The sequence below is a fragment of the Pseudodesulfovibrio sp. S3 genome (genome assembly GCF_004025585.1).
Classification (GTDB): Bacteria; Desulfobacterota; Desulfovibrionia; order Desulfovibrionales; family Desulfovibrionaceae; genus Pseudodesulfovibrio.
Genome location: NZ_QTZO01000010.1, coordinates 81,835 through 101,635 on the forward strand (window position 1 = coordinate 81,835; position 19,801 = coordinate 101,635).

Sequence of the window (19,801 nt, forward strand, 5' to 3'; positions counted from 1 at the left end):
ACAAGAGGACATGAGATGATACGCGATACCGACATAGGCGGCCAGGACAGGGAAAACGCCATACCCGTGGAAGACCTGCGGAGTTTTGTGGATGATTTCCCCGCTCTGCTTTGGCGTATCGAAATAGCCCGCTCCCGTATCGAATTCCTCAACAACTATCCCCTGCTGCCGCTCGGCGACAGCGCCCAGCTCTTTTTGAAGAACAAGGCCTTCCGCAAACAGATGCTTCTCCCTGAAGACGCCCATCTGCTGGACACCTTTCTGGACGCGGTCAGCCAGGGCCGCACCATGGCAACGGCCTTCAGGGTGTACACCCCGAACGACTCCATCATGTGGCTCAAGCTGACAGGAGCGGTCAATTCGTCGGACCCGCGCTATTATTACGGGTATCTCCTGGACATCGGCGACACCGTGCATGTCATCCGGGACATCCAGAAAAACGAGGAAGCGGCGCGATTGCGCATCAATCACGTACCGACCCCGGTCCTCCTGATCAATCACCAGTCCCTGCGCATCAGGCAGGCCAACGCCGCCGCCAGGAATCTCTTCAGCCTGCCGAGGTCATCCAACGGAAGACTGCCGCATTTTTCCGAAGTGTCCCCGAAAACCAACGAAACGAAACTCGAAGCCATACTCAACGATCTGCCTGACAAACCCTGGGCCGGCCTGCTCGATTTCAACACGACACAGGGCGAACCCTTCAAGGCCGAAACGAAACTCCACTGGGTCCCGTGGAGGCAGACCGCGCTCATCAGGATGTCGGTCACCCCGATCAACAAGGAAAATGACGCCGACGCCCAGACGCAGACCAAAAACCTGAAAGCCGGATTCAAGGATGCACCGGACCTTGCCGCCATGCTCGAACAGGCGCTGAAACACCCCTCCATCAGCACACGGTGCAACGCGATCATGCTTTCTGTCATCCATGCCCGCAGCAACAAGGTCTTTGTAGCCGGAGCAGGCGCCCCCCTTGCCAACATGCCGCAGGGAGAAGAGTTCTCATACAGGGGAACCATTGCCGAAGACATCGTCCGCTTCAATCTGGATCACCTGGTGGTAGACGACACCCTGGACAGCATCAAACCCATTGATTGGGCCCTGTTCATCCCACGCGGCATCCGCTCCTACTTCGCCAAACCATTTTATGAACGCAAGACGCTGCGCACCGTCCTCATCCTCTGTTCCACCGAACCGGATCAGTTCGCAGGGGTAAAACCCGATGCCTTTGACGACATCCTCACCCCCCTGAACGACGCCGCCCGCACCCTCCGCCCCAAACGGGCCAAACGAAACCGCTCCTAGGGATCACCCGCTCCGAACCATCTTGCGAAGCACGGCGCCCTGCCATGTTTCGTACTCCTGCACTGCCTCAGGCAAACGCCCCTCATCGGTCAACTGTCGTTTTCACCCCGGACCGGGTCACCCGGTTATCACGACACATACGCCTTGATTGGTTCTACCAATTACTATATTGGGTCAATATAGACCTACAATTGGCTCAACGACCCCCTTTTTCTACAATTTTGTTGGCACCACTGTTGTCGGGCGGCTAATTGGTAATTCCAATATGGCTGTAATTGCCCGAGGACCATGGTGCATCATGAACAAAAAAGACAAGGCGCTCGAAAAACTCGGACAGATCATCCAGGACATGGAGCTCAAGGCCGGCGACAGGCTGCCCTCCGAACGGCGGCTGGAGACCATGCTCGAGGTGAGCCGGAACACCCTCCGGTCCATCCTGCATTCCCTGGAGGCTCGGGGGCTGGTTGCCATCCGGCCCGGCAGCGGTTGCTACATGCGGGTAGGCATATCAACGGCCCACGACAACCCCCTGGACCTCAACCTGAGCCCGGAAAAGGTCATGGCCGACCAGTTGGAAGCGGCCTACCTGCTCCTGCCCATGATTGCCGAACACGCCGCGGACCGCATCGGAGAGCGTCAACTGGAAGAGCTCAAACGGTGCAGCGTGGACATCTCCCGCTCCATCTTTCAGGAGTCCCCGAAACGGGTCTGGAACCAATGCCTGACTTTTTTCCGGCTCATCGCCATTGGCACGGGCAACGATTTCCTGGTGCGCACGGTCGAGCAGGTCTGCTCTGCGGACATGGCCGCCTATGACATCTTCTTCACCCTGCGGCGGGATGAACGCGAGGCCATTTTTGCGGACCATATCAAACTGATGCATGCCCTGCGCGCCCGCGACAGCGAATGGGCCAGGGCCATCACGGCCAACTATTTCCTCCGCATGTGCAGCATTCTCGAAGAGCGGGAACAGATCCCCATGACGGATCTGGTCTTCCGTTCGCTGAGGGAAAAAACCGAACAGCGGGACAGAGGTGGAACATGGCCTGTCTGACACGAAGAGATTTTTTCAAGGGAACATTCTCGGCAGAGAAGCCAGCCGCCTCCACGGACGGCAACGCGCCCTCCTCCCTTCCGGAAAGGACACCGTTTTCCTGGAACGAACTGGAGGCCATTGCCGGGGACTTTCCCCCTGAGATGCTTTCAATGGAAGCAGAACGACTAGGGCTGGACCCGGACTCCCCGGACCGCGAAACCCTGCTGGCAGCCGTATACAGGGCCATGACAGGAAGCGGACCGGAGAAATCCGGGCTGTAGAACCGAACGAACCGGAAAGCAGGTTGGGGCCTGAGATCCGGAAACCCCCTCTTGAAAGGAGGCTACTTATGGAACGGTTTGGCGAAGGCTACTTAGAAGAGCGCAAACTCGTCAAGCGCTGGTCGGGACCAATTCCCGCACTGGTAAGCTTGGTGATCACGCTCGCCGTGTTCTATCTGTCCTGGTGGATATTCCAGGACCCGCGTGGCGTCATGCGCATGTACACCCCGTATGTGGGATACATGTACTGCCGCTGGTGGCTCATCATGATGATCTGGATGGTCTACATCTTCAACTTCTGGCCGTTCAAGCGCAAATGGCTTGAAACGGCCCACCCCCTTTTGAAGGGAGCCGTGCTGACGACCATTTCGGCGGTCATTCTGGTGGCGCTCATCAAAGGATTTTTCGAAGGCCTCATGGGCAACTACGGCCTGGCTTACTTCAACCCGGATCAACTGGAAAAGCTGCCCGGCGTGACCAGCTTTTTCGCCATCGAATATTCGGCCCTGGCCATTTTGATGTTCGCGGCCATCGCCAGTTGGCTCTCACCCGCATGGGTCGTGGCCTTTGAAGAAGCACCCTGGCAGAAACTTTCGCAACCAGCCAAGGGCTTCTCCATCCTGATCATGACCTTTTTCCTGTCCCTGGTGGTCTACTTCGTGACCATGCATCCGCACATGGGCATCCTGTACCATCCGTGGCAGTACTTCACCTCCATTGCGCCCCCGTACTGGGAACAGTTCGCGGACACCGTGTCCGGCAACTTCCACATCTCGTGGATCATGTGCTGCACCGTGGTCGTCTGGCTGGTGGAAACCATCTGGGAGCGGTATCCCTTCAACCTGATCAAGAACGACTGGGCACGCCGTTTTGCCTGTTTCTTCGGCATCATCGGTATTGCCCTGGCCATGCACTTCTTCCTCTACTTCGCTCAGGAACTGACCTGGGGCGAAGCCATCCGAGGCACCCGCCGCGCGTTCGCGCCCGACTGGCGCTGGCTGCACGTGGGCGAAATGGCCATCTTCTTCCTGGTCCCGGCCCTGTTCGTGACCTTCTACTGCGACAACTGGCCCAAGAAATACTCCATGCCAGTAAACGTCCTGCTGCGCACCGTGGTCACCCTGATCGGCGCCATCGCGCTGTACATCGTTTACTACAAGACCTCGCACATGTTCCTGGGCACCCAGAAAGGCTTCTCCCACCCGCAACAGTTCCCGATGATCCCGATGATCTGGCTGGTCAACATCTGGTTGGTCCACCATTGGTTCATGGACAACTGGCCCGCATGGAAGATGGTTCCCAAGACCGCTGAAGAGATCGAAGCCGATCATGCTGCCAAGAAGGCGGCCATCGAGGACGTCCGCTGGTCGCCGAAGTTCGGCGTGGGCCTGACGGCAGGCGTGGCCATGGGCGTGGTCTTCTACTTTATCACGGTATGGGCACTGCCAGCAGTGTATGCAGCCGTCAACATCATCCCCGGCAACTAGCCCGGAAAGGAGTATCGCATGTCAGACAACATAAACAGACGCGACTTCCTGAAGGGAGCCGCCACCGGCGTGGGCGTGGGCCTTCTGGGCGCAATGGGACTGTATTCGTATTCGCCCATGCGCAAGAGCCACTTCACCCAGGCAGAACGCAAGATGACCGACATCGGCGTCTGCAAAAGCGTCAAAGTGACCAACATCTCGGAGACCAGCTGGTTTGAAAACGGCGTTCTCATGGGCGACATCAAGGGCGCTGGCGGGTTGCTGGTCAACCAGTACGATTACAACTGGCCGCCGTTCGGCAACGGCAAGGGCCTTGGCAAGGGCTCCTACGAAGAGGGCATCGCCCAGATCAAGCACCTGCTTCCCAACCGACTGGAAGAAGCCTGGAAAATAATCGAGGGCAACTCCGTGCATCCCGAGAACGCCGGCGGCTACGCAGCCCTGGTGGAAGTGGAGCAGATGGACGGCAAAAAGACCAAATACCTGCTTGATGTCGGCTGGTCCTACAAATGGTGCGACGAGGCGTTCAAGCGGGAAGGCATCGACAAGATGCTCGAAAACAAGGAAATCGAAGCCCTGTTCTTCTCCCATGAACACTTCGACCACTTCTGGGGGCTTCCGGTCGCGCTGAAATACGACCCGGAAATCACCATCTACATCCCGGAAGGGTTCTACCCGGAAGGTTTGCAGTACATCAAGGACTGCGGTCACAAGGGCAAGTTGATCACGGTCAAGAACGGCCTGAACAAGGTCATTCCCGGCATGGCGAGCTACGTCTTCGCCATCCCCATCATCTGCCGCGTGTACGGGGAACAATCCCTTTACTTCAACGTGGCCGACAAGGGACTGGTCAGCGTCACCGGCTGCTGCCACCAGGGCATCATCCGGTTCGCCGAAACCGCCTACAACGAAATCAAGTACGAAAACGACAAGTGCTACGGCATCTACGGCGGCCTGCACATCTCGCCCTTTGACGACTGGGACCCCAAGTACGACGACCTGGTCATCTCCCTGGGCGACTATGGATTCGAACGCATCGGCTGCAACCACTGCACGGGCGTACTGTGTGCCAAGAAGTTCATCGCCGCCGGGTATCCGGTGGTTGAAGGCACCGCCAAAAACCGTTCCAAGGACAAGGCCTACCTCGGCAACGGGGACACCATCACCTTCGGCTAACCCACCCCAACCTCATAAACGCCGGCCGCTTCCGCCTTACGGCGGGGTGGCCGGCACCTTCGGAGCCGCACATGTCCATCACCCTGAAAGCATTGCTCCCTCCAGCGTTGCTGGATAATCCCAAACTGGTCGCCGTCGAACTGCCCCGCGCGCTCATGACACGGGCCAACTTCATTCCAGGCGTCCGCCACCGGCTCGGCTGGCGCGGCGTGAGAGACTGCGCAAAGGGCGGGGGAGGATTGACCGTGCGCGTCACCGGCATGCCGGGCGTATACGGTGTGGAAATCCTGGCTGCGGACGGACAGAAGGATGCCGGGCGGGCGACCTTCGGCATTTCCTATTTCCCGATGCCGGACGAAGACCTGATCGAATCCTTCAGCATTGACGCGGGACTGGCCGCCCAGGCCGGAGATTATCTCGAAAGGGTGCGCGAATTCACCCTGCATCCCGATCTGCGCGTCCTGTTCCACATTGCCGGACTGGAGACCTTTTTCACAGCCGCCCCCCAGGGCGTGGGCATGGCTCTGTCCGCCCCGGAACACGACGTGGTCATAGCCAGGGACGGACTGGAAATTCAAACCCCGAACGGCCCGGTGCAAGCCGTTCCGCCCGGCGGAACGGACCAGGATTTTCCGGCATGGGACACGGCGCTGCCCCTGTTCAATGCCCTGGCCGCCTCCGCATCATTTTGCCTCGGCGACAGCCCTGATTCGCTGACCAGCCACAGCATGGCCTCCACACGCAGGACCTATGGCGCGAACGCGCGGATCACCTCTCAAGCCTGCCCCCATTCGCGAACATGGCGCCTCGGGCTGGGCTGGAACACCCCTGTTCCGGCAGACCCGCACTTCACCGACACGAAAGACCTCTGGCAACGGCCCGCCCCCATTCCCGAAGACTGGGCCGACGCCCTCTGGCTGAACCCGAACATCCAGGGCGCGGGCAACAGCATCGACAAACGGACAATGGGCATCTCGGACAAGCCGCGCCTTATCGTCCTGACCGGCTTTCTCGGGTCCGGCAAGACCACGTTCCTGGCCCGTTTCATCGAAGAACAGGCGGCCAAAAACGGCTTTGTGGCCGTCATTCAGAACGAAATCGGCCAAAAAGGGCTGGACGGCAAACTCATGGGGCAACACTACGCCGTCACCGAAGTGGACGAAGGATGCGTCTGCTGCACCCTGGCCGGAAGCCTGCGGGCCGCCCTCTCGGGCATCCTCTCGGAATTCCAACCGGATTTCGTTGTTCTCGAGACCACCGGACTGGCCAACCCGGCCAACCTGCTTTCTGAAATAGCCGACCTTGACGACCTGCTCGAATTCGCCTCGGTGACCACGGTGGTGGATGCGGCCGGAGCCGCCCGCGCCCTGGACAATCACGAAGTGGCCCGGAGCCAGGTTCGATTGGCCGATGTGCTGCTCGTCAACAAGGCCGACCTTGTTTCCGAATCGGCCCTCAACGAACTCGAAACCCGCCTGCGGACATTGAACACCGCAGGGACCATGCACCGGGTGGTCCAGGGGGACATCCAGGCCGCAGCACTCTACGGGGTGAACTTCCGCAACACGCCGAGCCGCCCGGCCCCGACTCTGCCCCTGATGGGCGCACAACCCACCCACATGGACGACAACATCCAAAGCTCCCTCATTTCCCTGGACGCACCCGTGGACCGCGCCGCATTCAGCCAAGGTGTGGCCGCACTTCCTGACAAGGTCCTCCGGGCCAAGGGTATTGTCCGATTCCTGGACACCGACATCCCGGAAGTATTCCAATTCGTTCCCGGACACACCTCCCTGACGCCGATGGACCAGGAGCCAGGCGGCAGCTTCATGGTCATCATCGGCCAGGACTCCCCACAGGTCGCTGAAGACTTCCGGTCCGCCCTCGGCATCGGGGCGTCCGCCTCCTGACCGCTCCTTTGTTGAAGCGTCGGCTCGACTGAGCGTCTTTTAACGACTGACGCAAAAAGCCCCCGAAAAGCTTCTGCTTTCGGGGGCTTTATTCATCTGTGGAGAAAGACGCTACTTGGCGGCTTTCCGAGCTGCATCAAGCCAACCATTCCAGGTAGCCTGATTCTTGGCGATCCACTCATCCACATGCTTGGCGATATCCTTGTCGGACTTCTCTCCTTCGTTCATGCGGGTGTTCTGCTCGCTGACATCGGCCAGGGGCAGGGTGAACACATCCAGGAACTTGGCGGCAGCCGGGTTGGCGGCCAGGAATTTCTTGTTGGCCACGACAGCGATATCGTACACGACGAATCCCGGACGAAGCGGATCGGAAACCGCCCCTTCAATGCCGGAGACTTCGCCGTTCACATCGCCTTCAGCGGGTACGTTGATCCACATCACGTCCTTGCCGGGCTTGAGTTTGTACACGGTCCAGTTGGGCGTCCAGGTGTAGAAGAAGACCGGCTTGCCGGACTTGTATGCACCCAGAGCAGAGGCCATACCGGCCTCGTACGCGGCCTTGATGGGCTTGATATACTCTCCCAGGCCATAGATCTCCATGTGCGTGGCGATGACCTTTTCACAACCCCAGCCCGGAGGGCAGGCAACCAGATCGGCCTTGCCGTCGCCGTCCTGGTCGAACGCCTTGATCACCTCGGGACGCTTGAAATCGTCGAGGGATTTGATGCCGAATTGTTCCACTTCCTTTTTGGATACCAGGTATCCCTGCATGCCGCCCGCCTTGATGATCGGGGAGAGAATGGCCGCCTTCTCATCAAAGTTCTTGGGCAGCTGGGGAGTGTGCAGAGGGAAATTGCCGTTGCACCAGTAGTCGATGTCGCCCAGGACGATGGACTTGTAGGCAATGGGATTTGTCAGGTCCTTGGGTTTCTGAACGTCATAGCCGAGTTCTTCGAGACCGCGGCGGGCCAGGGCTTCCTGGAAAAAACCGGTGTTCCAGGTGGCGCGGGCGGGCTTCAGGGTCACGCCCTCGCCGGGCTTCATGTCCGTGGCCAGCGCGGCCGATGCGATCATGACCGTGCAGATGACGGTAAGGAAGATTTTCATGAATTTCATAGGACCTCCTAGGGTTCTGTTTTTTATTTCTTTTGAGCCATGGATTGGGTGATGCGGTCCAGGACAATGGCCATGAGCACGATGCCCAGGCCGCCGACCACGGCGCGTCCAATATCCAGGGTGTTCAAACCGAGGATAACAGGGGAACCGAGTCCGCCCGCACCGATGAGCGCGGCGATGACGACCATGGACAGGGCCATCATGATGGTCTGGTTCAGGCCGGCCAGGATGGTCGGCATGGCCAGGGGAATCTGGACCTTGAAGAGCACCTGCCAGCGGGTGGCCCCGAAGGCCTGTGCCGCTTCCACCAGTTCGGGATGCACGCCCCGGATGCCGAGGCTGGTCAGCCGGACGATGGGGGGCAGGGCAAAAATGATGGTGGCCAGCACGCCCGCCACGTTGCCGACGGAAAAGAGCATGACGATGGGCACCAGATAGACAAAGGCCGGGGTGGTCTGCATGGCGTCAAGCACGGGCCTGAGATATGTCTGAAACCGGTCGCTGCGCCCGGCCATGATGCCGAGTGGAACGCCGAGCAGGCCGCATATGACGACCGAGGAAAGGACCATGGCCAGGGTGATCATGGTGTCCTCCCACAGGCCGAGAAACCCGACGAGCAGCATTGATGCCATGGAAAAAACCGCCAGCCGCTTGCCGGAGACTCTCCAGGCGATCAGGCAGACCACACCGATGATGATGGCCGGGTGCATGGCATTGAGACCGTGCTCGAACCCGGTCAGGAGCTGTTCCACCGGCCATTTCAACATCTGGAAAAACTCTCGGTGGTTGTCCACCAGCCAGTCGACAAAGGTGCTGACCCATTGGTCTAGGGGGATTGTTGCGTCATCGAACATGATCATTCGCCTCCTTCGGTCAACGTGACCTCGGTCTTGTGCAACGTCCTGAGAAAACGGTTCTTGGAGACGACGCCCAGATACTTGTCGGCATCGTTCACCACAGGAATCGGCCAGGTCGCGGTCGCCACAAGGGGCAGTATGTCCTGCATGGACTCACTCGCGTTGACGGCACAGGCCTCGGAGAGGAAGACTTGGCTGAGCGGTCTCTCGGGCAGGCCCGCCTCAAGGGCATTGCGGATACCCTCGGTGGAAACGACCCCCAGGAAACGGCGCTTGGAATCGACAACATAGGCATATTCCAGTTCGCTGCCGCTGAGTATCTCGTGGGCCGTGCGCAGACTGCCGCCCTTGGTCGCCACGATGGTTGGATGGGTGTCGCGGACAATATCGCCCGCGCTGATGACGTTGGTCGGATCAACGCCACGGAAAAAGGCGCGGACATACTCGTTGGCAGGGTTCTGCAGAATCTCGTCGGGTGTGCCCACCTGAACCACCTGACCGCTCTCCATGATGGCGATACGGTCGCCGATGCGCAGGGCCTCATCCAAATCATGGGAGATGAAAACAATGGTCCGTTGATGCTCTTCCTGCAACGTGAGCAGTTCGTCCTGCATCTCGGTACGGATGAGCGGGTCCAGTGCGGAAAAAGCCTCGTCCATGAGCAGGATTTCCGGGTCCACCGCCAGCCCCCGGGCCAGGCCGACGCGCTGTTGCATACCGCCGGAAAGCTGTGTGGGATATTGATCCTCCCACCCGGCCAGTCCGACCTGTTCCAGGGCCTCCATGGCCCGCTCGTGCCGCTTGGCCTTGTCCACCCCGGCCAGTTCCAGGCCGAAGGCGGCGTTGTCCAGCACGGTCAGGTGGGGCATGAGGGCAAAGGACTGGAAGACCATGCTCATATTGTGCAATCGAAATTTGACCAGTTCCTCGCTGTTCATGGCCGTCACATCCTGGCCGTCAACAATGACGCGCCCGGATGTCGGCTCGATGAGTCGATTGAGCATACGGACCATGGTTGACTTGCCCGAGCCGGACAGTCCCATGATGACGAAGATTTCACCGGCTTCGATGGTGAACGAGGCATTGTCCACCCCGACGTTCATGCCGGTCTTTTCCAGGATGGAGGTCTTGTCATGCCCTGCCTTGATCATTTTCAAGGCTGCATCCGGTTTGTTCCCAAAGACCTTATAGAGGTTTTCGACGCGAATTTTATCCATATTTACTCCAATAAATGTGACGCCCCTCCTTTGCACGCGGCAAAGAAGGAATCAAAAAAAAGATGATGGGAAAAGGGTCTAAACCAAAGGCACCCGATCACGGAGCCCACAAGGAGTCGTTATCCTCGGCTGTCCGTTAATAGGGGAATTATGTGACCGGATATGGCACTTTGTGGGTAAAGACATAATAGCTGATTTAGAAACACCACTGCATAGTGATTTTCTCAAGTTATAGAAATTTGCAATGGTAGTTTTAATTAATACATCAATAAAGAACTGCAAAAAAATAGTAATATTGATGTATACTGTGTTTTAAACTGCAACATAATGAAAACAGCGGCACAGCACCTATATGCAATAATTGCTATGGAAGAGCATACAGGATAGCGGAGACCATGTCAAAAATGATTATTTTGATACAATTATTACATACTTCTGCAATCGCCATGGCGCTGCGATTCAAAAAAATAAACTCATTGTACAAACTCGGAACCACCCTCTCCCCCCTCTCAAGGCGGGCCAAGGGAAGCCGCCGGCCAGGACGGCGCACACGAAAAAGGTCACGGCACATGCCGTGACCCTTTATTTTGTATCGCAGTCTCTGGCGACGGAGTCTCTAAAGGGAACGATGCTGGAGCTTGATGCGCATGACGCGCTCAATGGATTGCACCTGGGTCTTGTCTTCGTGGGTGACCAGGCTGACGGCCTCTCCACCCCGTCCGGCCCGGCCGGTACGGCCGATACGGTGGGTGTAGGTCTCCACAGTGTCCGGCATGTCAAAGTTGATGACATGGGAAATGCAGTCGCAGTCGATGCCGCGCGCCGCGATGTCCGTGGCCACCATGATGGTGAACTTGCCCTGGCGGAAACCGTCCAATGCCTTTTGACGCTGGCTCTGGCTCATGTTGCCTTGCAGGAACGTGCAGTTGTAGCCGTCGTTGCTGAGCTTGCGGGACAGGTTCTTGGCCTTGTGCTTGGTCCGGGTAAAGATGAGCACGCTCTGGTGATCCGTGGTGTCGAGCAGCTTGCCCAGCAGACCTATCTTGAGGTGGTTCTGGGTGGTGTAGAAGGCGTGGCCCACGCTCGCCACCGCAACGGTGTTGGCCACCTGAACCGTTTTGGGATTCACCAGGATGGTATTCGCAAGCTTGCGGATGTCCGCAGGCATGGTGGCGGAAAAGAGCAGGTTCTGACGCTTGGCAGGCAGCTTGGCCAGGATGCGCTTGATGTCCGGCATGAAGCCCATGTCGAGCATGCGGTCCGCTTCGTCCAGGACCAGGGTGTCGATATGGTGCAGGTTCACGGCGCCCTTGCTCATGAGACGAACAAGACGGCCGGGGCAGGCCACAATGACCTGACAGGTGCTGAAGGCCCTGATCTGCGGATTCATGCCCACGCCGCCGATGACCACATCACTGCGGACGGGGGTCTGCTTGCCGAGATCGCGAAAATTCTGGTTGATCTGCAGGGCCAGCTCGCGGGTCGGTGCGAGCACCAGGACGCGGGGGATGGCCTGGGTCGCCTTCTTGCTTTCAAGGAGACGCTGCAGGATGGGCAGGGCAAAGGCAGCGGTCTTGCCGGTGCCGGTCTGGGCCAGGCCCATGACATCATGCCCCTCCAGGATCAGCGGAATGGCCTGATCCTGAATGGGGGTGGGGGTTTCATAGCCACAGGCTTTGATGCCTGAATTGATACGCTGATCAAGGGAAAAAGTAGAAAAAGTCATATAAACCTTTGGTAAAAAGGAGTTAATTTCGACGGCGCGCGACAGCGGTCGGGGTCCGGTTGCCCGGGTGTATTGGGGGTGGCTCTGGTACGGGAGTAAATCTTGGTTCGACTGATGTGGAACGTGGTTGCCCAAATGGGGCTAAGAAGTATTCGTGCGTCCAGTCACGCTGAGCTGCACCGCTTATCAATCATTACCAGAACAAAGTAAAGCGTTATTTATGCGGCAAAAATCAGACCTTCCAAGGCAGCGCCCCCGCACTCGCAAGCAGTGGGGGGACGATCATTGAAGCCTGTCCGACCTCGCCATGAGGACGAGAATGGTGTCGGGACCGAGTACCGGCCGTCACGGAAGTGAGGTTCCCGGAGTCGCCGAGTGAAGACTGTTTCCTTCCTTGTCAGACGGATGCACGCTGCTCCGACACAGGGGACACATTGTTTCCAGTATTAATGCATCCCAGGTTCCGACCCAGTCGCATTTGTCACATTGATACCTCATGCTTCCTCCATATTGCCGGAAGACCCCGGCCGAAACCAGGGTCAACACATTGAATGGGCAGTTCGAAATACAGGGGGCTAGGTGCCGATGGCTATCTTCCTGGACTCGCTTTCGGCTCTCTTGATCCTCGGCATGGAGATGCACAGGACCCCCTTGTTCAACTTGGCATTGACCTGTTCCCTCTTGAACCAATTCCAGGGGTTCAGCTTGGAAACGGTCATAGCATCCTCCTTGAATGGGTAAAAGTTGCCACTGGTATTCCATGTATAAATCGCATTCCAGGGCTGTCAAGATTCCTCGCAAACCCATGCCCACCGGCGATCCGGTCATACGGCCCGGCGCATTTTGGCGGGTTTGCCCCTGATGATGCCGAGCAGGCTCCGGCCCGCGAAGGAGAGTTCTCCGCTGTTGTCGACCAGCTCCAAACAGGGGTGGTTGACCGCATAGGCCTCGGCCCGCTCCAGGCGGCGCTGAATCTCCTCTGTCGACTCCCGGCCGCGCAGGATAAGACGCTGGTGCAGGATGTCGCTGTCCACCGAGATCAATACGGGGCGGATGTCCGGGTACAGCCGGGACGCCTCGGGAAGATAGGCCCTGGAACCGTTGACCACCACATTGAGACCCGCCTCCATCCAGGAGTTGACTTCCACGCCCAACCCATAGCGGAATCCGTGACTGTCCCAGTGCAGGGCAAAAAGACCGCGCTCCAGCCGGGCCTGGTATTCATCGGGCTGCAAGAAAACGTGATTCTCCCCCCCGGCATCGGCCGGTCTCGTAATGTACCGGTGAGCAAAGGCGGCTTCGTTGCCCGGACAATGCCTGCGGGCGTATTGCATGAGGCTGTCCTTGCCGCTGCCGGACGGTCCGATCACGTAGATCAATCTTCCTGTCATTAATAATCCCTCCCGGTTCCGAGCCTGGACCGGTGCATCAAGGTAAACGGAGCCTGCCTGTCATGCTGGTGGAAAACGCACAGCTCGCGGACCGGCCAGGGACGCCCGGTGACACCAATGGCATACCGGGTAACAATGTCAAAGAGTTCGGCCCGCCGGGCTTCCTCCTCTACATGGCCGGTCAAGGTGACATGAAACCGGAATTCCTCCAGGACATAGGGATATCCCCACATTTCAAGGAGCCGCTCCTGGTTCCCGGTCAACCCCTTGGCGCGCCGGGCTTTCTTTTCAGCCGACAAAGGAGGCGCGCGAAATGGGTGCAGGGCGCGCAGGGCCGCTTCGGCCAAATGCGCCAACCCGGCCTGATCTTCGGGAACAAGGGCGAGGAACGAGCCTATCGGCCTGACCGACAGCGGAGCCATCTCAAACGGTTCCTGCGTCCGGGCAAGGGCTTCAATGTAGCCGATAAATTCCTGACGAGTACACCCGCCGCCGAGCGCCATCGGCGGAACCAGGGTACCGTGAAACCCGTAGTGCCTGGGTGTGGCGGTCAGATCGCTCAATGCCTCATGATCCAGGCCGGGCGGGCTGGGCTGGGCCACAGGCTTGCCATCCGGGTTGCGGCCGAGCCAGGCCGCACCGAAGCGCTCAAGTTCGCTCCCCTGTTCCGGGGCGTAATATACGGCGTATCGTTCCGGCATCAGCATCCCTCGCTTTCGTACTTGTCCAGAAATGCCTCCACCGGCAATCGGCGGAAATCCGGGACTGCCCGACCAAGGCGGTCATGGGACCAGTCCCACCAGCAGAGACGGGCCAATCGTTCCCGGACGGCCTGCGGGAACCGTTCCTTGATGAATCCGGCCGGAACCCCTCCCGCGATGGTGTAGGAGGAGACATCCTTGCTGACCACGGCCCCGGCCGCGACCACAGCACCGTCGCCGACGGTCACGCCGGGCAGGACAATGGCCCCGTGCCCCAGCCAGACGTCATTGCCGATGACCGCCCGCTGTTTGCGCCGCCAGTCAAAAAGCCACTCGTCGTCCGGGCCGAACCCGTAGCGGCTGCTGCGGTAGGTGAAATGGTGCTGCGCGGTCCGCCACATGGGATGGTTGGTCGGACCGATGCGGACCATGGAGGCCACGGACACGAACTTGCCGATGTCCGCGTGGGCCACGTCGCAACCGGGGCTAAGATAGGAATAATCCCCCAGGGAACTCTCCAGCATGAGGCAGCCTTCGAGAACCTCCGTATACATGCCGAGGGAGCAGTCGTTGATGTCTGCCGAGGGATGGACCCTGGGCCTGGGGCCCAATCCGCTGTTCGTGTTCATATAGGTGTTCATGCCTTCCTGACTTACAGACGCGCCCGGCTTGAAAAAGCACGGGAGCGCATCATTTGTGAGACGAAAACGACAGCAGTGTTACAACAAGTTGAAATTCCATCCAAAAGCGCACAAGTCGAGGACTTGTCTAGTGCCTCGTTCCACGGCTTGGCCTACCACGGCCTCAACACGCCACACCCGCACCGGGTACAGGGCGGACAACCAAGGAACAGGGCATGACATCAATCGGTCTACTCCACCAGGATCTGCACCCAGTCGCTGGCAAAGAGGCAGACGCCGAATTCCACCGGCACGCCGGACTCGTCAACATTGACGCTTTCGGTGATCAGCACGGGTCTGGTCTTGGGCTGGGCCAACTCCCGAGCCTCCTCGGCAGTGGGCATACGGGAGATGATCCGTGTCCGCTTCCTGGAATAGTCGCCGACCCCGAAGTGTTCCAAGGTCCGGGTCACGGAACCGTACTCCCGATAGACGCGCACCATGCCCGGGAACAAGGCCCGCGGGAAATAGGACTTGGAATAGCTTATCCGGCGGCCGTCCGCCTCCCCGGCACTGGTGATGCGGGTCACGACCTCGCCCGGCCTGATGCCAAGAGCCTCGGCCACCACTCCGTCCGCCTCGGTATCCACGGCCATGAGCAGGATGTTGCCGGGTTCTCGACGCTGGCGGGACAGGTTCTCGCTGAAGCGGGTCCGCCTGCTGACCGGATAATGGATGACCGGTTCGCGCACAAAGGAACCTCGCCCCTGCTCCACGCGTATCAATCCGCCCTCCTCCAGAACGGCCAGGGCGCGGCGGATGGTATGCCGGTTGACGCCGAACTCTGCAGACAGACTGCTCTCAGACGGCAGCCTGTCACCCGGCCCGAACCGACCGGAGGCAATGTCCGCCTCCATCTGCGAATATATCTGACGCCACAGGGCGACACCGTTTCCCCGGATGAGCATGGCTCTCCTCCCTTTGTTGCTTTCCAGCCAGGCATCGACACCACATACAACTGCGGTTGTCTAGACAACCCCCAAGGATTTCACAGAAATGAAACCTGACAGTGACACTAAAGACCCCATGCATCCGCAAACCCGGGACAGAAAGAACTGGATGGGAGTGCTCTCCCGTACCGGAACGGACCGGCTGGAAGCGCTCTTGGCCGACCTCGGCCCAGTGCTCACGTTCGAGCACCTCCGACCGCCGGAAGTCGGCATGGCCATGGTCCGTGCCCGGACCGAAGCCAGGGGCGGCCAGTTCAACCTCGGCGAGATGACCGTGTCCCGCTGTTCCGTCCGCCTTGAAGACGGAAACGTCGGCCACGGGTACGTGATCGGACGCGACAAGCGGCATGCGGAGCTGGCAGCCGTCTTTGACGCGCTGTTGCAGCACCCCGAACACGGACCGTCCATACGGGAGACCATCATTACTCCGCTCGCCTGCGAACTGAGCAGGAAGCAGAAAGAACACGCAGCCAAGACCGCGGCCACCAGGGTGAACTTCTTCACCATGGCCCGCGGCGAAGACTAAGGGGTACACCATGCCAGGATACGCCATGGACTCGACCTTTCAGGACAAGAGAGATCCTGCCCACGACAACCAGAGGATATTCCGGGCAATACTGCTCACCATGTCCCACCCCGGCACGGTGACCGTGCTCGGCAACTGGCCCAATCCCCCCAAGGGATTACACCCGGCTGCGGCCGCTGTCTGCCTTGCCTTGGTGGACATGGACACACCACTTTGGGTCAATACGGGTACGCCGCTGGATGTCCAGACCTACCTGAGATTCCACTGCGGCTGCCCCATCACGAGAAAACCGGAAAACTGCGCCTTCGGCCTGGTCCTCGACGGCAACGCCCTGCCCGACCTGGACCAATTCAACCCCGGCGACATCGAATATCCCGACCGTTCAGCCACCCTGATCATCCAGGTTGCCTCCCTTGACGTGGGCAAAGGCGTCAGACTCAGTGGTCCGGGCATCAAAGAGGACACCCAGCTCCACGTAGCCGGGCTGCATACGGATTTCTGGCGGGCCATGCAGCGGAACAGCCTGCGCTTTCCGCTCGGGTTCGATGTGATTCTGACAACGGAAACAGAGATCGTCTCGCTCCCGAGAACGGTCCAAGTGGGGATATAACGTGTACGTAGCCGTCAAAGGTGGCGAAAAGGCCATCGACAATGCACACCGGCTCATGGCCGTGGAGCGGCGGGGAGACCCGGCCGTCCCGGAACTGACCGTGGAACAAATTCTCCAACAGATGCGGCTGGCCGTGGACCGGGTCATGAGCGAAGGGTCACTGTATGATCCCGAGCTGGCCGCCCTGGCCATCAAACAGTCGCGCGGCGACCTGGTGGAGGCGATATTCCTGCTCCGGGCCTATCGCACTACCCTGCCCAGGCTGTACACGACCCTGCCCCTGGACACCACGGCCATGCAGGTCCGCCGCCGCGTCTCCGCCACTTTCAAGGACATACCGGGCGGGCAGATGCTCGGCCCCACCTTCGACTACACCCATAGGCTCCTGGATTTCACCCTGGCTGCGGAATCCCTGCCCTCCAAGGCCGCAACCACGCCCGTCGAGGCTCCCGATGCCCCCCTTTCGAGGATCATGGACATTCTCGGCAGGGAAGGACTGGTGGACAGCCCGGACCCAAACGACGCGCGGGAAGTGGGCGACATCACCAAGGACCCCATGACCTTTCCCGCCGAACGCGACATCCGCTTGCAGAACCTTGCCCGCGGCGACGAGGGATTTCTCCTCGCCCTGGGATACTCCAGCCAGCGCGGCTTCGGTGACAACCATCCCTTTGCCGGAGAAATCCGCATGGGTGAAGTAAGTGTTTCCGTAATACCTGACGAACTCGGTTTTGAAATCGAAATCGGCGACATAACCGTGTCCGAATGCGAAATGGTGACCAGCTTTGTCGGCTCGAAAGAAGAGCTGCCCAAATTCACCCGTGGTTACGGGCTTTCCTTCGGCTACAACGAACGCAAGGTCATGGCCATGTCCCTGGTGGACCGATCCCTCCAGGCCCGCGACCTCGGGGAGGACATCACGGCTCCGTCCCAGGACGAGGAATTCGTCCTCTATCACAGCGACAACGTCGAAGCCCAAGGGTTTGTCCAGCACCTGAAACTCCCCCATTACGTGGACTTCCAGGCCGACCTGGTCATGGTCCGTGCCATGCGGAAAGAAATCACGAACAACACCAAGGCCGAGGAGGCCGCATGAGCTTCACCACAGGGGCCGCAGCCGTGGAGGACAAAACTCCCGGCAGGGCCGAAACAGGATACAATTACGGATATCTGAACGAACAGACCAAGCGGATGATCCGCCGGGCCATTCTCAAGGCCGTGGCCATACCCGGCTACCAGGTGCCCTTTGCCGGGCGCGAAATGCCCATGCCCTACGGATGGGGCACAGGCGGCATCCAGCTTTCAGCCAGCATACTCGGGTCCGACGACGTGTTCAAGGTCATTGACCAGGGCGCGGACGACACCACCAACGCCGTATCCATCCGCAAGTTCTTCGCCCGCGTCACCGGGGTGGAAACCACGGAAAAAACCACTGAAGCGAGCGTCATTCAGACCCGGCACCGCATCCCGGAAACGCCCCTGACCGACGGACAGATCATGGTTTACCAGGTGCCCATCCCGGAACCGTTGCGCTGGGTCGAACCCCGCGAGACAGAAACCCGGAAGATGCACGCCCTGGAGGAATACGGCGTCATGCACGTCCAGCTCTACGAGGACATTGCCCGGCACGGACGCATCGCCACCAACTTCATGTACCCGGTCAAGGTGAACGGCCGCTACATCATGAGCCCTTCGCCCATCCCGAAATTCGACAACCCCAAGCTCGACATGAGCCCGGCCCTGCACATCTTCGGCGCGGGACGCGAAAAACGCATCTACGCGGTTCCGCCCTACACCGAGGTCAAAAGCCTTGATTTCGAGGACCACCCCTTCGCCGTGGAGACCTGGGACGACTGCTGCGCCCTGTGCGGAGCCACGGACAGCTATCTCGACGAGATTGTCCTCAACGACCAGGGCGAACGGATGTTCGTCTGCTCGGACACGGACTACTGCACCACCCGGCGCGAACAGGGGCATATCGGCCCCATGGGCGAACAGGAAGATATCGCGGAGCTCAAGGGCCACAACCCGATAAACGCACAGGAAAACCCATGACCACTTATACCGAACCCATGATCCGCGCCCTGGGCGTGACAAAGAGATACGGTCAGATGATCGGCTGCCGGGACATCAGCTTCGACCTGTGGCCCGGCGAGGTCATGGGTATTGTCGGGGAATCCGGTTCCGGCAAGTCCACCCTGCTCAGCTGCCTGTCCGGCAGGCTTGATCCCACCGAAGGGTCTGTCGGATACAGGTCCAACGAATTCGGCGACATCGACGTGCACGGCTGCCCGGAAGCGATCCGGCGCAAGCTCCTGCGCACCGAGTTGGGCGTGGTTCACCAGAACCCGCGCGATGGGCTGCGCCTAGGTGTCACGGCCGGGGCCAACCTGGGCGAACGACTCATGAGCGTAGGAGCGCGGCATTACGGCAACATCCGGGCCACGGCCATGAAGTGGCTGGGCGAAGTGGAAATCAGCGCAGACCGCATCGACCACTTCCCCAAGACCTTTTCCGGGGGCATGCAGCAACGGCTGCAGATCGCCTGCAACCTGATCACCTCGCCCAGAATCGTCTTCATGGACGAACCCACGGGCGGACTGGACGTGTCGGTCCAGGCCAAACTCCTGGACCTGCTCCGCAACCTGGTTTCCCGGCTCGGCCTGTCAGTGATCATCGTCACCCACGACCTGGCCGTGGCCAGACTGCTGGCCCACCGGCTCATGGTCATGCAACAGGGTGAGGTGGTGGAAGCCGGGCTGACAGATCAGGTCCTCGACGACCCGCAACACCCCTACACCCAACTGCTGGTGTCCTCCATCCTGCAGGCATAGG

General features: G+C 59.6%; 20 protein-coding genes. 11 read left to right on the plus strand and 9 right to left on the minus strand.

Going from position 1 to position 19,801, the window contains the following annotated elements:
* The first annotated feature begins 15 nt into the window (after positions 1–15).
* The 6 genes from DWB63_RS11930 to DWB63_RS11955 all read left to right on the plus strand — a co-directional run bounded on the left by DWB63_RS11930 (position 16) and on the right by DWB63_RS11955 (position 7,192).
* The gene (locus DWB63_RS11930; protein WP_128329061.1) at positions 16–1,302 is read left to right on the plus strand and encodes a hypothetical protein; all 1,287 of its coding nucleotides are present in this window, start codon (positions 16–18) and stop codon (positions 1,300–1,302) included.
* 298 nt (positions 1,303–1,600) lie between these two features.
* On the plus strand, positions 1,601–2,356 hold the full coding sequence (locus DWB63_RS11935; RefSeq protein ID WP_164879875.1) for a GntR family transcriptional regulator: 756 nt from the start codon (positions 1,601–1,603) through the stop codon (positions 2,354–2,356).
* Positions 2,344–2,619 (plus strand): apoptosis regulator Bcl-2, encoded by a 276-nt coding sequence (locus DWB63_RS11940; protein WP_128329063.1) that lies wholly within the window; start codon positions 2,344–2,346, stop codon positions 2,617–2,619. The genes DWB63_RS11935 and DWB63_RS11940 overlap by 13 nt, the downstream gene beginning before the upstream one ends.
* A gap of 68 nt (positions 2,620–2,687) precedes the next feature.
* Positions 2,688–4,106, plus strand: coding sequence for a hypothetical protein (locus tag DWB63_RS11945; protein WP_128329064.1), 1,419 nt, complete (start codon positions 2,688–2,690; stop codon positions 4,104–4,106).
* 18 nt (positions 4,107–4,124) lie between these two features.
* Complete coding sequence (locus tag DWB63_RS11950; protein WP_128329065.1) at positions 4,125–5,282, plus strand: twin-arginine translocation signal domain-containing protein; 1,158 nt, start codon at positions 4,125–4,127, stop codon at positions 5,280–5,282.
* Positions 5,283–5,353: 71 nt separating this feature from the next.
* Complete coding sequence (locus DWB63_RS11955; RefSeq protein WP_128329066.1) at positions 5,354–7,192, plus strand: GTP-binding protein; 1,839 nt, start codon at positions 5,354–5,356, stop codon at positions 7,190–7,192.
* A gap of 111 nt (positions 7,193–7,303) precedes the next feature.
* Here DWB63_RS11955 and proX read toward each other — a convergent pair whose 3' ends face one another.
* From proX to phnF, 9 genes are all read right to left on the minus strand, one after another.
* On the minus strand, positions 7,304–8,308 hold the full coding sequence (proX, locus tag DWB63_RS11960; RefSeq protein ID WP_128329067.1) for a glycine betaine/L-proline ABC transporter substrate-binding protein ProX: 1,005 nt from the start codon (positions 8,306–8,308) through the stop codon (positions 7,304–7,306).
* 23 nt (positions 8,309–8,331) lie between these two features.
* Positions 8,332–9,162: a proline/glycine betaine ABC transporter permease gene (locus DWB63_RS11965; RefSeq protein WP_206613163.1), complete on the minus strand. Its 831-nt coding sequence runs from the start codon at positions 9,160–9,162 to the stop codon at positions 8,332–8,334.
* 2 nt (positions 9,163–9,164) lie between these two features.
* Complete coding sequence (proV, locus tag DWB63_RS11970) at positions 9,165–10,382, minus strand: glycine betaine/L-proline ABC transporter ATP-binding protein ProV (RefSeq protein ID WP_128329069.1); 1,218 nt, start codon at positions 10,380–10,382, stop codon at positions 9,165–9,167.
* Positions 10,383–10,998: 616 nt separating this feature from the next.
* Positions 10,999–12,108: a DEAD/DEAH box helicase gene (locus tag DWB63_RS11975; protein WP_128329070.1), complete on the minus strand. Its 1,110-nt coding sequence runs from the start codon at positions 12,106–12,108 to the stop codon at positions 10,999–11,001.
* 575 nt (positions 12,109–12,683) lie between these two features.
* A complete protein-coding gene (locus tag DWB63_RS11980; RefSeq protein WP_241648826.1) occupies positions 12,684–12,827 on the minus strand; it encodes an Hsp20 family protein in 144 nt (47 codons plus the stop codon).
* Positions 12,828–12,932: 105 nt separating this feature from the next.
* Positions 12,933–13,499: a phosphonate metabolism protein/1,5-bisphosphokinase (PRPP-forming) PhnN gene (gene phnN / locus DWB63_RS11985; RefSeq protein ID WP_128329071.1), complete on the minus strand. Its 567-nt coding sequence runs from the start codon at positions 13,497–13,499 to the stop codon at positions 12,933–12,935.
* A complete protein-coding gene (locus DWB63_RS11990; RefSeq protein WP_164879876.1) occupies positions 13,499–14,200 on the minus strand; it encodes a DUF1045 domain-containing protein in 702 nt (233 codons plus the stop codon). Before DWB63_RS11990 ends, phnN begins: the two co-directional genes overlap by 1 nt.
* Positions 14,200–14,841, minus strand: coding sequence for a DapH/DapD/GlmU-related protein (locus DWB63_RS11995; protein WP_128329073.1), 642 nt, complete (start codon positions 14,839–14,841; stop codon positions 14,200–14,202). The genes DWB63_RS11990 and DWB63_RS11995 overlap by 1 nt, the downstream gene beginning before the upstream one ends.
* A 230-nt stretch (positions 14,842–15,071) precedes the next feature.
* Positions 15,072–15,788, minus strand: a complete 717-nt coding sequence (gene phnF / locus DWB63_RS12000) for a phosphonate metabolism transcriptional regulator PhnF (RefSeq protein ID WP_128329074.1) — start codon at positions 15,786–15,788, stop codon at positions 15,072–15,074.
* An 88-nt stretch (positions 15,789–15,876) separates the two neighbouring features.
* Between phnF and phnG the strand changes: the two genes are divergently transcribed.
* Genes phnG through phnK form a run of 5 tightly spaced genes read left to right on the plus strand, consistent with a single transcriptional unit; the run spans position 15,877 to position 19,800 of the window.
* Entirely contained in the window at positions 15,877–16,356 is a 480-nt protein-coding gene (gene phnG / locus DWB63_RS12005; protein ID WP_128329075.1) for a phosphonate C-P lyase system protein PhnG, read from the plus strand.
* Positions 16,357–16,366: 10 nt separating this feature from the next.
* Entirely contained in the window at positions 16,367–16,966 is a 600-nt protein-coding gene (gene phnH, locus DWB63_RS12010; RefSeq protein WP_241648829.1) for a phosphonate C-P lyase system protein PhnH, read from the plus strand.
* 1 nt (position 16,967) lies between these two features.
* The gene (locus DWB63_RS12015) at positions 16,968–18,062 is read left to right on the plus strand and encodes a carbon-phosphorus lyase complex subunit PhnI (protein WP_128329076.1); all 1,095 of its coding nucleotides are present in this window, start codon (positions 16,968–16,970) and stop codon (positions 18,060–18,062) included.
* On the plus strand, positions 18,059–19,021 hold the full coding sequence (locus tag DWB63_RS12020) for an alpha-D-ribose 1-methylphosphonate 5-phosphate C-P-lyase PhnJ (RefSeq protein ID WP_128329077.1): 963 nt from the start codon (positions 18,059–18,061) through the stop codon (positions 19,019–19,021). The genes DWB63_RS12015 and DWB63_RS12020 overlap by 4 nt, the downstream gene beginning before the upstream one ends.
* Positions 19,018–19,800 carry a phosphonate C-P lyase system protein PhnK gene (gene phnK, locus DWB63_RS12025; RefSeq protein ID WP_128329078.1) on the plus strand — a complete coding sequence of 261 codons (783 nt, stop codon included), beginning with the start codon at positions 19,018–19,020 and terminating at the stop codon, positions 19,798–19,800. Before DWB63_RS12020 ends, phnK begins: the two co-directional genes overlap by 4 nt.
* The last annotated feature ends 1 nt before the right edge of the window (position 19,801 follow it).